Source organism: Halovenus aranensis, assembly GCF_900100385.1.
Classification (GTDB): Archaea; Halobacteriota; Halobacteria; order Halobacteriales; family Haloarculaceae; genus Halovenus; species Halovenus aranensis.
Genome location: NZ_FNFC01000004.1, coordinates 226,942 through 239,664, shown reverse-complemented (window position 1 = coordinate 239,664; position 12,723 = coordinate 226,942). Strand labels below are relative to the sequence as shown.

The following is a 12,723-nucleotide window of genomic DNA, read 5'->3' as shown; positions in this document are numbered from 1 at the left end:
TGTGGAGCCAGTCCATGACAGTATCGTCGCAGGGAGTATCGTCCGTTTGGGACGTGACCTCCCAAACGGACGACTGGTTGACGCTGGCCATGGTGACGGCAGGCCAGATATCACCGGAATCGAGGGGCGAGCCCTCGATTCCTTCCATTGGGAGCTGTCCAATCACGTCAGCCGCTACTTCTTTTACGTCTGCGGCCGAAAGAACACCGTCCGGTTCGGGTAGCTCAAGCACACTTCTGAACCGGACATCTTCCTCAATCAGAGCGACGCTTTAGCTCCGCTGCTCACGCCGGTTGGGAAGTACCGACAGTATCTTGAGAGAGAAGTTGTTCAAAGTGAGATGGGAATTAATTTCGATTTTGGGGTGAGTGATAGAACGCTTGAGTCTGCCGCAGGTACGTTCTTACAGGTCTTAGATGAATGTGGTGTCGGCGAATATAAGCGGGGACAGAGCGGTTATCCGACTCGTCTAGTTGTGAACGAAGAATATTCTGAATTTCTCTCTGATTCAGCGTCGGAAGAACCGGAGGAAGAAGCAGAGAAACCTACTCAAGAAGAACTTCCAATTGACAAAGATGACGAAGAGAAAGATAATAGTGAAGGAGAAAAGGAGGACTTGGAATCTTCTGAAGACACGGATACTTCTTCCACTCCGACAAGTACTCAGAATGAGAATACTGAGATATCCCAAACTATCGAAGGGAGTATAGAATCAGGTTTCGATGTCACTGTTGATATCGAAGTCTCATCAGCTGACTGGGAGAGCGAAGAAGTTATATCTTTGATAAACTCGCTCAAGAACAAAGATTCAGAGTGAATGTTCCCCGCATACGTAGTCCCTCCAGAGGATATAGCTGAGATATTGTTCGCTCTTTCCGAGTTGGATGAGCGTGCTGATGAGAAAACAGTGGCACAATTCGTCGATGACTCCGAGCGTAAGGTTCGGGAATCAGTCAAGGTACTACAAGAATTGGAGATTATTGTAGAGAGTGGTTACACCGTCGATATTGAATACAGTGACCTGATACAGCAGTTGCCTCCAGATGATAGAAACGCTGTTTTCGAGAAAGCACTATTGAGGTATCAGCCATTCATAGATTATGCAACCTATCTGAACCGTGGCTATTCATCTGAACAAGCTTCAAAGATGGTATACGCGGCATATGAGGACTTAGCAAGTGGGCAAGAGTATATGAACACGTATTTTGAACGGTTAGGTCAGTATGCAGGAATATTGACCGAAGAAGGAGACGTTTCTATTGAGGTTCGAGAAATCCCAACAGATTCCACCCACTCAATCGAACAACTTCGAGAGTCTCTTGATTCGGAACTTGAAGTAAGGATATATCTGGACGAAATATTGGGAGAAGAGTTGATGTCTTTCTTAGATGAAGACACAAAGACTGACTTATCAAACGGCTATCTGAAACATACACAAAGTCCACGAGATTCAATTAGTGCTACAGGGAGGGCGTTTGAAGACTTTCTTAGAAATGTTGGAGACAAGTACGGGAGTGATGATCGTGACTATGGAAGCGCCTCTGGAATAATTCCGGTTGTTAACCATCTACAGGGAGATGATTTGGTAAAGCGTATTCACAAGCGTAGAGTCTTCGCGTTAGCTGAGATCAGAAACAAAGGAGGCGCGCACGGAGATGATACTGAGGTCCTTGAGAGGTGGGATACCTCTTCAGAGGTTGCACTCCACTGCGCTATTACTGCTACGTTATTGGTTCGGAGTATCTATTGCTACGCTTCCGAAGGAAGGTTGATTCTATAGCTTTTCGTCTTATACTACCTGTTAGTGCCTGGGTTACGGTAAAGCGGTCCTTGGGAACGATACACTGCTGTCTCGATTAAAGCCGATACGTGCGTTCTATCTTGCACACGAATCCGTCCCAATACCACGGTTTATACCCAATCCCGAGCCACCCACGGGCATGGTCGAGCGCCTCGAAACCTTGCAGACGTACCGTTGTCCCGACTGTGGCTTCCGCTCGAAAGGTACGGACCCGGTAGATGCGGAGTTCCGCCCAAGCCATCCCGACCGACGGGTTGACAAACTCAAGTGTCCGAGCTGCGGCGCGGGTCACGCCACCGAGGCGAATGCGACGAGTGTAACCCCACCCCGCATGCGGGAGGGTGTCAGCAATGGATTAATACCACTCGCTTGAGTCACCAGCAGGTATGAACGAGCCACCGGATAATCGTTGTGGATACACGTGGCCGGAGGGTTACGATGCCGACGAAGAAGATGATGCGTTCCACCAGAATTGTTGCTATCGGGAGGTGGTTTCTACGGAGGTTGGGGAGTGTATCTGGCATGCGGATACCAATGAAGTGGATGAGCAGTCCGTTGAGATGCTCAAACGCAACCTTGCTCCATCGGAGACCCGCTTCCTCAATTCCCCCTATACAGAATTGCTCGATGGCTCGAATCTTGTTGGTACAAATCTGAGTGGTACTCTTGACCTCCAGCAGACAGCACTTCGAGATGCCGACCTCATCGATGCCAACCTTACCGACGCTAACCTCGCCGGTGCTGACCTCACCGAAGCCGACCTCATGAAGGCAAACCTCACCAAAGCTAACCTCTGGACTGTCGATTTCACCAACGCCACCCTCCAAAATGCCAAGATCAAAGACGCAAATCTCCGACACGCCGACCTTATTGACGCCGACCTCTGGTATGCTGAGTGCCAAGATACCGACTTTCGGTATGCTGACTTCCGCCGTGCCGACTGTCAACATACCAACCTCGACAGTGCTGACTTCCGGCATGCCACACTCACCGACGCTGAACTCAGCGAAGCAAGTTTCGAAAGCAACAAAGCGAACTCCACAACGACAGTGAAACAACTCTATGAAGGAGACAATGGAGAATCAGAAAACTGGGATGCAACTGCACGCGCCTACCACAACCTCAAAACCATTTTTGCAGACCACGGTCTCGTCGGAAAGGCACGCGATATGCACGTCAGAGAGCGCCGCGCTCGTCGTCTCGAAGAAAAGGCAGAGAGTGGCCGGTTGAATCGCACGTATCTCGGCTCCCTAATTTCTCGATGGACCACTGGCTACGGTGTTCGTATGTCGCCACTTCTGGGTTGGATGCTGCTTATTTTTCTCGGAGCGACGACATGGTACAACATCGCCGGCGTCAAAGAGACGTTCCTGAACAACATGTTCTACAGCGTTATCGCCTTCACCGCAGCTCCACCTCCGACAGACCTCACAGACGCTGCGACACAGATTATCGTCATGATCGAGACCTTCCTCGGAACTCTCATGATCGTCCTCTTGGGCTACATTCTCGGCAACCGAGAGCAATTCTAACACACAACTACTCGTCGAAATACTCTCCCGCTGCCATCCACCGACAGTAGTCCATCGCAGCGAGCGCCCCGGTCTCGCCGGTCCCCTCTACGTCGACATCCATCTGTGATGCGACCCAAGTGCCATCGTCACGCTGGCGCAACTCAATGAGCGTCCGAACGGGTTGTGTTGTGTGCTCATCGACGATCGAGTGCTCTTCTGTCGAAGCCATACTCTCGACGAGGGGCGGACCCAGAAAGAATCTAACTGGGGTGCTTCCGGGTTCCGGGTAACAACTCACATTACCAAGCGAAATCAATACCGGCGAAGAGAACGAGAAAGATGAGAATCGAACTCGGGCAGACGAATACAATGTACCCAGTTCCGGCATCAACATCCTCAAGAGAGGCAGATCGATAAAATAGACCACCGAGGACCAGACTCATTAACCAAGCAGAAAAATATCCCAGAACCACGGGAAAGAGATACTGTAACGAGTTTGCCAGAGCTACAATCAGTAGTGGGAGAGAGGCAAAAATCGCTTTTTGATTGATCGCTCTGAGTTTTTCAAATAGTGTCCAATCGCTTTGTTCTTCGTAGTGTCGACCCACTTCGTAATCACGCATGTTGCCTGAAAGCCCTCTTTGAACCAATAGTCGAGCAAAGAGAATCACCAGGAACAAAAAGGTGACCAGGCTCTGAATGTTCCCAGAGAGATCAAGATTGCCTGCTCTGGAAATTCCTCTTACTCCATTGCTCATCAAATATATCAACAGAATTGTCGACAATGTTCGTGCAGCTGCTAAGCCGAAACCAGCCGTATCGTATCGATCGTCAACGTAGACGAACACAACTGCAATAGTCAAACCAACTGAAAGAAGAATCATTCCTTCGTCCAACGGATTTTCCGAACCTAGGAGTGGGATAGATTCATGTGACAGAGTGAGACCAGCAATTGCAGCATAGACGGATAACTCTTTAGAGAGATCGACTTCCTGCGTTTGTGGAGGGTCAGATGACTGAGAGACCGTCATTGAACCCAGGTACACAGCAGACCTTCAAAAAGATAGGCAACTGATCGATACTGTTTCGATACTCTCTAGAGAGCAACGTAATGTTGGTATACGCCCAGTAGAACGATCCGAGCGAGATCGACACCTCCGAAGACGCCCCTGACGAAATCGAGTCACCCTTCGAGAGCGAGCCCTCCGCCGGCGAGTCCGAGAACTCGGTCTAACAGCTACAATGTGTCCCCGCAAGTCCGCCTACTGGATGGAACAGGTCGACGAACGCGTTTTGGAGCATCTGGCAGAGAACGGCTAGTCGACGCCAGGGATTATGGAGCGAGAGCGCGGTTTTGAGTCGAGTTCAGGGCGGATTCGAGAGCGGTGTGAGCGTCTTGTGTACGCAGGTTTTGTGGCTCCGCTACATGGTGGGATGTACGAGATTACGCAGTGGGGGTTGTTGTATCTTGATGGAGAGTTAGATGCTGAACATCAGCCTATCCTGACGGTTGAGCGAGCTCTGCGAACTTAATAGTATTTGTACTCCAACATAGAAATGCAGCTAAATTCAGAAAGGAGGGTACCGTATTAATGTCTATCTCCTGTACTGGAAGGGTTGAAACTATTCCAATTATGAGCACGGGCCCTGGAATAGACTTTCCAAACACCTTGTACGTGCTGGCAGCTTTCAAGAATTCCTCGGCCATCGACTAGGTTCTATATGTATAGATATCTTGCCAGTTAATGAATTTTGGGTAGATTTGATCTGTCTGCTCTGTTGAATAGCGGGGCTGGCCGAAGGAGTTGAGATTTGAGTCGTCTTGTTAGCAGCTGACGCTAGTGGCCTCAAGACCGGTATCGTCTCATCGTGGCTCAGAGACCGCTATTCAACACGGCAGATCTGTCTTATCTAAGGCCCTGTTCTATCCACTTCTATTGCCCTATTCCTGGAAGTTGGGAAGTGACTCTATATGTTCTATTTCTACAAATTGTCCACTATCCCCTCTTGAGTTTAAAAAGGAACGTACAGCTACAGCAATTAAGATTATACAGATATAACCAATCAGTAACTGGAAAACTGTGAAAGCAAGTATAACGCTATCACCTGCCATTGACTGAAGCGTAAAACTTAGTGACAACTCCACAATTTCTTGCTTCGGGGTTGTACTTTCGTTCACTACTTGGTGTAACGTACCAGATATAATAAATAAGGCGCCGATGTGTGTAGAACTTCTGTACGCCGCCAGTATGTTGTCTTTTTGCCAATGGTTCGGTAGGACGGTAATTGATAGTGTTAGTAGTGTTCCTAAAAATATGAGATTTATGCCAAAAGAAGCGTGCAAGTGAGTAGCAATCGGCAGATCAGAGCCGGTGGCCAATATAACAAGGATATTGACTATTCGAAATAAAAACATGGTAGCGAGGAGTGTTCCGAATAATTTAATCTGTATCTGCATAGATGTCCTGTAGATTTTCAGCTTAGAACTATCAGCCTCATTATAAAAACCCTCAGCGAGCCCATTGGCGATATCTCTTACAAAGTGGAACATACCGATTATGTGCATTAATATCTAAAAAGATTTACTAACAGCGTGAACAGTCCCTTATTTAATTACAGTAAGAAACCACTACTCTGCTTATTGGTATATAGGACTGATTGGTCAACCTCATTAAAGAACTTAATTTTATCGGGATTAACGAAGGAGCCAACTTCAGAGAGTAATTTAATAAATAATTTATGATATCTTTATTTTTCTGCCCTTTCGTGATCAGTGTCGGTGACCGATTCAACAGCATTCACCCACCTAGGAATATAATCTAAGGATTTTGAATCTGCAATCTGGTTAGACCGGAAGAATTCACTGACATAATCCTGATAGTCGGATTCGATCCGATCAATCGTATCCTCAAGAGACTCAGATTCGACTCGACGAATCTGATCCCACCGGACACGAATATGATGCTTCTTCATCGGTGCCTGAATGTTCTCGTCGTCATCCTGCTCCATTTCAGCCAAATCCTGCCAGCTATCGAATTGTCGATCACACACGTCGCAGAAACACATCATCGCATCAGTTCTTTGCTGAAGGTCGACCGCCGCCGGAATCTTCAGAAAGTCTTTGACAGCGTCAGTGTAGTACCGAGTGATGACGCCTTGACCACTACGCTGTTCCCGTTGCTCAGTTTCTTCCTCACCATACATAGATCCATAGACTGTGCCTTCAAGACCGAGATGAGAAAGCAGCGTAGCAAAGTAATCGCCGTAGAAGAAATGTGCCGATATCTCTTCATCAGCCAAGTTGACTACCAACTGAGCAAGATCTTCATATTCGCCTTGCCCTGTAGCTTGTTTGTCCAAGTTCTCAACCCAGAGGAAGCACTGATCGATACCATTTGATGTGAGCAGTTCCACAAGCTGCTCAGATCGCTGTTGATCTCGAATCAAGCTCTTCGTCACAAACAAACAAGGCTTGACTGGCAATTCAGCTGCGTCCTTAGCCTCATCAATGATCGTGTCGCCGACTTCAAAATCCGCTTCACGTCGAATCTTATTGTACCATGGGATGACTGCCTCCGGCTGGTATGATTCAACGTTCTCGATCGTGTCGTATTTGCCCGCTTCCTCTTGGATACGCCCTGGAACAAATTTTTCCTGAAATTCCACAGACGATGAGGTTATCCTCCGAACGTCCTCCTCAAGTAGGTCTGCAGGATCGATATTTTCCCGCTCCTCTAGCAGGTCAGCCAGTCGTTCATCGACTTGCTGAATATATTTCGAGTGCCAAGTTCGAACCCGTCCAGCATCATCGGTAAAATCATCACCAACACGGAAATCGGCAACTGACGGTTCAATATAATAACCCACATCGGCCTCATCACGATAATTTTTGAGGTTAGAGGGAATTGCTTTTGAGTTAGCCGCGATCATTCGGCCGGGAATGATGAGCGAGTCGATGTATTCTAACGAGGTATTGATTGACTGCTTGTCACTGTTGCTGTTGTAGCGGAGTGTCGCTTCGAACATCGTCCAATATCGTTTCAATTACACTGCTCCTCTTACATAATTCTTGACCACTATTTTCAGGACCCGAATAAACAGTGACATCTTCCTCGATACCAATAAGACCGATGTTTAGGTCTTCTATCTCGGATATTAGTTCATCAGAAACTCGATCATTCCAAATTGAGAGAAATGAGTAATCTACGAAATCGCTGTTACGTTGAGCTTGTTCAACGCCCCGTTTTATATCTCGTGACTTCAGTTCAATTGCTATTGTTGTCCCTCGTTTCACTCCCAAAATATCTATTGGATAACAAAATATCTCGCCCTCTGTTGTGTATGTCACTTGATTGTTCTTTAAGTAATCGGCGACAATTCCCAGTTGATACTTCTCAGGAGTATAATAGGAATCCTCTTGATCGAGAACGTCTTGCCAGCGTTTTGTGTATTGTTGCCTTGCCGAGAGTGGATTTGTTTTGCTCATTTTTGTGTTATACCGAAAGGTCTATTTCTAGGTCCTCTAGTATTTCTGATTCGGCAGCATAATCCGGATACTCTGTATAGACATATTCAAGCAGTTGACGAAGGGGTAGTTGATTGTACCTTTGCGCGATCTGCTGGAATTCTTCTTGGTACTCTGGTTCCAGCTGTGATTCAAGTTCCCTTGCGATTTTCTGCCCCTTCGCTGTTATAGTAAACCGCTTGTGAGATAAATCGGATTTCAAAAGCTCTGGAGGGCTCTCAGACATTGGCTCGCTTTCGATTGCATTGAGCGAGAGGAGGAATTCCAATTCCTCATATACGTGCTCAGAAAAGGGTCCCATTCGATAAGGTGCAAACTCAAATTCCACTTCTTCTTTGTATTCTTGGAAAAATTCGCTTTCCTTTTCAACCAGGAACAGTAGTTTTTGAAGTTTTGTAACTCCTTCAATGCTTTCTGCGTATAGAAAGAGAAGGAATACCACATCAGTTCGTCTATCAATCTGATCAATCGGAGGCATATGATGTGGTCTACCGTCTCTATTTCGCGCTGGTTATTGAATGTTTCCGGATTACTTGATTGCTTCAATCTCGTATACAAAGTCGGGAAACATATCCTCTCGATTATTCTTGTTATTCAGTCTCGTTTTCAGGAGTTCCAGGTAAGTGAGCCAACGCTTTGTTTCGTGGGTCGATCTCTTCTATAAACCGAAGCAGTCGTTGTACTGCCGCCGGATCTTCTTCAATACTACCTAGGAAATGGACCATTCCTTGAATAGCTCTGTTCTGCTTGTGGTAATCCCAGTAATCAAGCTCGGACTCGATGTCCGAATCAGTAATGACGTTCACTCCCGACGCTTCCAGAACCTCGGTAGCACCACTACTAACCCTCCTACACATTGCAACGACGACCACGTTTGTCCGTTCAGCAAGATCCATCATCATACCGAGTTCGCTGTTGACGTTCGTCTCGTCGATAACTAGATCCTTCACCTCAACCGAGACCATCAGGTCCGGACCGTAGTAGCCGTCAATATCCCCGAAGCGATTCTGACGAGAGGAGCCTGTACGTACCTTACTTGCCTCCAGTGACAGATGGGACCATCTCGTTTTGGCGTATCCGTATGCAAGACTCTGGTAGGTTAGCCCACCCTCCTCGTCAGGATGGCTCCGTGGGTAATTTAACAGAACCTCCTTCAATGGGTCCGGAAACGGCGGCTCCCTGGTCTCGAACTTCTGAGCGGCGAGTCTGACCAATCCAAGGTTAAACAGCCGCTGCACAGTTTCGTATCGACCCTCGGTTGAGAGTCGGAAACTCGCCTCCAGCAAATCGTCGTATCGCTCCCACTCTCCGGTATGGTGACCTGGCGAGCTGGGAAAGTTCGTGCGCTTCAAATCCTCTCGGAAGAGATCAATCACCTCGTTATGAACCGACCGGATAGAGTATCTCGTACCGCTGAATTTTAGAGTCAAACTAGTTTTTGCGGCATTGTCGTACCACTGGAATAGTGTCTGCCGATCTATGTCTGGCTGAAATCCACCGAGATGTTCGTCGTCCCGGGACAGTTGCTCGGCGACCATGAGAAAGTCTATTGCAACTCCCAATGCCCCCTTTGAACTCCGGAATTCTTCATCAGTCTGTTCCACAAAAGAGTCAATCTCTTCCTGCTCCTGTGGAGTGATTTCGTTGTCATCTACCTGACTTTGACCAAGGGTAACTTGTCTTTCCTCTTGATACCGCTCAGGGAAGTATTCAGAAAGGAAGTCAGCGATTGCTTTGGCTTCTTCCTCAGATCTCGCGTACTCAATTCCCATATCCGCACCTCCACAAAGCTTGATTGACTGTTGACTGGAGTATTGAAGTGGAAATTGAGACTGTATCAGGGCACATATGAATTTGGGCTAGCGGAGCCATTCATTCAATGTTACGGACGAATGTAATATACAGATAAATTTGATCGACGATAAAGTCGAAGAGGTGCGAACGGTTATATGTGATCTAGCCGAAAGTGGGTAACAAATGGTTAAGCAGGAGATTCAATATGTAGATCTCTTTGCAGGGGCTGGTGGGCTTTCTACCGGCCTTGATAATGCCGGGCTTGAGCCTATTCACGCAGTAGAAATTGACGAGGACGCCCGGGCCACCTACGCTAAAAATCGAGAAGAGTTTGACCAAGAGGATCTAACGGGTGATATCCGCGAGGTAGAGTCTTCAGAGATTCCAGAGGTTGTTGGTCAGGATTCTGTCGATCTTGTTGCTGGTGGGCCTCCCTGTCAGGGATTTTCTGAGGTGATTAGCCCAGACGGTTCTGACGAGCGTAATCAACTCTTCAGGGACTTCATTCGGTGGGTTAACGAGCTGCAGCCAAAGGCCGCGCTTTTCGAAAACGTTCGTGGAATGGAAAAAACGGCAGACGGAAAGTTCCTTGAAGCAGTTCAGAAGTCCTTCGAAAATATTGGGTACGAGGCAGTTCCCAACGTAGTGACCGCATCTGACTTTGGAGTCCCCCAATATCGACGACGTCTCATCGTTTTAGCGTTCAAAGACGATCCACCGTCACATTCGATAGATGGTTACGAACTAAATCCCGTTGAGACGCCTGGAGTTATCAACGGCATTGGTGATCTACCGGAAGTTGGCCCTGGTGAGGAAGCAGTTGAGTACGATCAAGAGCCACAGACGGTACTTCAGTCGGACCTTCGAGGTAGCACCCAAGAACTAACTCATCATCAAGCAGCTAATCACAGTGATGAGCTTGTAGAAATGATCTCACATGTCTCGGATGGCGGAAACAAATCTGAGATTCCTGAGGAGTTGCAGCCCTCTTCTGGCTATCATAATTCGTATTCACGACTCGACTCTCAAGAGCCGGCTGTAGCGATCACCTCGAATATGTCTAAACCATCAAGTGCTCGGTGTGTCCATCCGTTTCAAAATCGCGGGTTGACTCCGCGCGAAGGGGCAAGACTCCAAACGTTCCCTGATAGCTACCGCTTCGTTGGTGGCCTTGTGTCGGTTCGAAAGCAGATCGGAAACGCTGTACCCCCATATCTTGGAGAATCTCTGGGATATTATCTGAAGGAGGCTGTCTTCGGCGTAGAACTGACTGAGAAAGACAACGAGCGTATTGACATACTGCGGTCAGGTGCTCTTCCTGTCGAAGAGTATACGTCGCAGGACGGAGAGACTGGTGGCGTAACCAAGCAGGTAACCCTTGATTCGATGAACTAGACCCCAATACCGAGAAGTCGATGCCCTCAGATAGTTTCGAAGTGGTCGTACTTACGTTCTGTCGTGAGAATAGTTGCATGGCGCAGCCTGTTTCGGACATCGTAGAGTGAATTTTCATCTTCACTTCGGAGCATCCGCCAGGCAACACTGTGCCGAAGCGTGTGAGCGCTCACGTCACCCGCTGAACCACGACCTGAGTACCCATAGGGCTCAATATTTCCCCTCTCGGCCAACCGTTTCACGACATCGTTGATACCCTTCCCACTCATACGGTCACTCTTCCGACTCGGGAATAGTGCTGCGCTTGTGTCGTCCCGATTCGAAAGATACGCACGTAGCGTCCGAACTGTCCGTAGTTCTCCACTCTGGTCCAGCTCGAAGGTCGCAACGCTCGGGCTGTTCTCGTTCGGATAGTCCTTCTGAATTGCCGCCGGAATTCGAAGCTCACATTCGTCGAGATCGAGCATCGCCCTGTCGACCTGTGAGAGTTCACCTCGACGCAATCCAGTATCGTAGAGCAACGTCACGATTGCATCGTCACGTGCACCATGACGACCCTCGTATGCAGCATCACGCATCGCCTCGACTTGCCCTGGCTTGAGCCAGTGAATGTTCGAATTCGTATCCTGACGGGTCTGGCAAGACTGTGCCATATAAAGAACCATGCACTCAGGTTCCTAGAATGTTCGCTTCTGTGAGGAGAATCAAACATTCGGAGTTGGTTCTTTCATACTTTTGCCGGCTACCTCCGACAGTGGTGCAACGCAACTAATGTCCACGCTGGCTTGTGTTGTGTGCGCGCCGTCGCTCCCGCTCGACACCCTCACGAAGCTGTGGGCGTCGAAGTGATGACAGACCTGATTTTCAGAACGTATCACACTTTAAACCAGTTTCTGGAGTGTGACGGCGTCTCTCTATTATTTTCATTTTATGAGCGTATTTGTGCTAGCTTTTTCTCGATGAGATAACCCCCCGAAAGTACAGACGAGACCGAAAAACGTCGGCATACTTTATACCACTATCCTGGCAAGTACCGGCCGCAATGCAGATTAGAAATCTCTTCAACGAAGACGACGCGGTGTCGCCGGTCATCGGCGTCATCCTGATGGTCGCTATTACGGTTATTCTGGCGGCCGTCATCGCATCGTTCGTGCTCGGTCTCGGAGACACGGCAGGCGAAACGCAACCGACCGTAACGTGGAATATTGAGTACGATGAAATAAACACAGATCAGTGGAATTCTTCAAGTGCGAGAGAAATTGAAGATTACAGTACAACCGTTGTCAGCGATTGGGATAGCGGAGGCAAAGTTCCAACGTCCAGTAGCGGAAATAATGGAATACTGACGTTCACCGTTGAGTCCTCAGGTGAAGGGATTGGACCAGATGACCTCTATCTCCGTGGCGATGGCCTCATTACCGACGACACCGATCCCAGCATTACCGATGAAATTGAAATTTCTGCCCTTGAGACACGCAGTAATTTCTCGGCCAGCCAAGGCTTCTCTGTCGCAGTGGCAGGTAACTACAGCGTTGATCTCGTCTGGGACACCGGTGACGACTCTGCAACGCTTGACAGCGACACCGGACCGGACGCATAACTGACTGCCGCGGTTCAATTTTTTCGACGTGAGAAACACCGGGAGTGAAGACGACTGAGTGTCGCCGCAACATGCAGATACTCCCGGCACCGGA

13 protein-coding genes and 1 pseudogene are annotated in these 12,723 nt (G+C 48.3%); 5 read left to right on the top strand and 9 right to left on the bottom strand.

Translation table 11 applies throughout. The annotated features are described in order from the left end of the window. Positions 1–232 (bottom strand): annotated as a pseudogene (locus BLR34_RS06040) (ISH3 family transposase); the annotation flags it as partial. A 108-nt stretch (positions 233–340) separates the two neighbouring features. Between BLR34_RS06040 and BLR34_RS06035 the strand changes: the two are divergent. From BLR34_RS06035 to BLR34_RS06020, 3 genes are all read left to right on the top strand, one after another. Next, positions 341–817: a hypothetical protein gene (locus BLR34_RS06035; RefSeq protein WP_092700624.1), complete on the top strand. Its 477-nt coding sequence runs from the start codon at positions 341–343 to the stop codon at positions 815–817. Beyond that, positions 818–1,780 carry a hypothetical protein gene (locus tag BLR34_RS06030; protein ID WP_092700621.1) on the top strand — a complete coding sequence of 321 codons (963 nt, stop codon included), beginning with the start codon at positions 818–820 and terminating at the stop codon, positions 1,778–1,780. Positions 1,781–2,187: 407 nt separating this feature from the next. Next, complete coding sequence (locus tag BLR34_RS06020; RefSeq protein ID WP_092700615.1) at positions 2,188–3,333, top strand: pentapeptide repeat-containing protein; 1,146 nt, start codon at positions 2,188–2,190, stop codon at positions 3,331–3,333. Between the two features lie 7 nt (positions 3,334–3,340). Here the strand turns inward: BLR34_RS06020 and BLR34_RS06015 are convergent, their stop codons facing one another. From BLR34_RS06015 to BLR34_RS05980, 7 genes are all read right to left on the bottom strand, one after another. Continuing rightward, positions 3,341–3,544, bottom strand: coding sequence for a hypothetical protein (locus BLR34_RS06015; RefSeq protein ID WP_092700611.1), 204 nt, complete (start codon positions 3,542–3,544; stop codon positions 3,341–3,343). A 70-nt stretch (positions 3,545–3,614) separates the two neighbouring features. Then, positions 3,615–4,346, bottom strand: coding sequence for a hypothetical protein (locus BLR34_RS06010; protein WP_092700608.1), 732 nt, complete (start codon positions 4,344–4,346; stop codon positions 3,615–3,617). Positions 4,347–5,257: 911 nt separating this feature from the next. Then, a complete protein-coding gene (locus tag BLR34_RS06000; RefSeq protein ID WP_092700605.1) occupies positions 5,258–5,866 on the bottom strand; it encodes a hypothetical protein in 609 nt (202 codons plus the stop codon). A gap of 197 nt (positions 5,867–6,063) precedes the next feature. Beyond that, complete coding sequence (locus tag BLR34_RS05995) at positions 6,064–7,341, bottom strand: hypothetical protein (protein ID WP_092700602.1); 1,278 nt, start codon at positions 7,339–7,341, stop codon at positions 6,064–6,066. Then, a complete protein-coding gene (locus BLR34_RS05990) occupies positions 7,304–7,801 on the bottom strand; it encodes a hypothetical protein (protein ID WP_092700599.1) in 498 nt (165 codons plus the stop codon). Before BLR34_RS05990 ends, BLR34_RS05995 begins: the two co-directional genes overlap by 38 nt. 7 nt (positions 7,802–7,808) lie before the next feature. After that, positions 7,809–8,282, bottom strand: a complete 474-nt coding sequence (locus BLR34_RS05985; RefSeq protein WP_245683182.1) for a DUF4065 domain-containing protein — start codon at positions 8,280–8,282, stop codon at positions 7,809–7,811. Positions 8,283–8,430: 148 nt separating this feature from the next. Further along, positions 8,431–9,612, bottom strand: a complete 1,182-nt coding sequence (locus tag BLR34_RS05980) for a hypothetical protein (RefSeq protein WP_092700593.1) — start codon at positions 9,610–9,612, stop codon at positions 8,431–8,433. Positions 9,613–9,817: 205 nt separating this feature from the next. Between BLR34_RS05980 and BLR34_RS05975 the strand changes: the two genes are divergently transcribed. Next, a complete protein-coding gene (locus BLR34_RS05975; RefSeq protein WP_092700590.1) occupies positions 9,818–11,029 on the top strand; it encodes a DNA cytosine methyltransferase in 1,212 nt (403 codons plus the stop codon). Between the two features lie 26 nt (positions 11,030–11,055). Here BLR34_RS05975 and BLR34_RS05970 read toward each other — a convergent pair whose 3' ends face one another. After that, a complete protein-coding gene (locus BLR34_RS05970; protein ID WP_092700587.1) occupies positions 11,056–11,682 on the bottom strand; it encodes a tyrosine-type recombinase/integrase in 627 nt (208 codons plus the stop codon). Between the two features lie 389 nt (positions 11,683–12,071). On the opposite strand from BLR34_RS05970, the gene BLR34_RS05965 reads away from it, so the two are divergent. Continuing rightward, complete coding sequence (locus BLR34_RS05965) at positions 12,072–12,629, top strand: type IV pilin domain-containing protein (RefSeq protein ID WP_092700584.1); 558 nt, start codon at positions 12,072–12,074, stop codon at positions 12,627–12,629. The last annotated feature ends 94 nt before the right edge of the window (positions 12,630–12,723 follow it).

What these genes read in the sequence shown, in the direction of transcription:
- BLR34_RS05995 (WP_092700602.1), bottom strand. Translation starts at nt 7,341, where the DNA reads ATGTTCGAAGCGACACTCCGCTACAACAGCAACAGTGACAAGCAGTCA.
- BLR34_RS06015 (WP_092700611.1), bottom strand. Translation starts at nt 3,544, where the DNA reads ATGGCTTCGACAGAAGAGCACTCGATCGTCGATGAGCACACAACACAA.
- BLR34_RS06010 (WP_092700608.1), bottom strand. Translation starts at nt 4,346, where the DNA reads ATGACGGTCTCTCAGTCATCTGACCCTCCACAAACGCAGGAAGTCGAT.
- BLR34_RS05990 (WP_092700599.1), bottom strand. Translation starts at nt 7,801, where the DNA reads ATGAGCAAAACAAATCCACTCTCGGCAAGGCAACAATACACAAAACGC.
- BLR34_RS05970 (WP_092700587.1), bottom strand. Translation starts at nt 11,682, where the DNA reads ATGGCACAGTCTTGCCAGACCCGTCAGGATACGAATTCGAACATTCAC.
- BLR34_RS05975 (WP_092700590.1), top strand. Translation starts at nt 9,818, where the DNA reads ATGGTTAAGCAGGAGATTCAATATGTAGATCTCTTTGCAGGGGCTGGT.
- BLR34_RS06000 (WP_092700605.1), bottom strand. Translation starts at nt 5,866, where the DNA reads ATGTTCCACTTTGTAAGAGATATCGCCAATGGGCTCGCTGAGGGTTTT.
- BLR34_RS05965 (WP_092700584.1), top strand. Translation starts at nt 12,072, where the DNA reads ATGCAGATTAGAAATCTCTTCAACGAAGACGACGCGGTGTCGCCGGTC.
- BLR34_RS06035 (WP_092700624.1), top strand. Translation starts at nt 341, where the DNA reads ATGGGAATTAATTTCGATTTTGGGGTGAGTGATAGAACGCTTGAGTCT.
- BLR34_RS06030 (WP_092700621.1), top strand. Translation starts at nt 818, where the DNA reads ATGTTCCCCGCATACGTAGTCCCTCCAGAGGATATAGCTGAGATATTG.
- BLR34_RS06020 (WP_092700615.1), top strand. Translation starts at nt 2,188, where the DNA reads ATGAACGAGCCACCGGATAATCGTTGTGGATACACGTGGCCGGAGGGT.
- BLR34_RS05980 (WP_092700593.1), bottom strand. Translation starts at nt 9,612, where the DNA reads ATGGGAATTGAGTACGCGAGATCTGAGGAAGAAGCCAAAGCAATCGCT.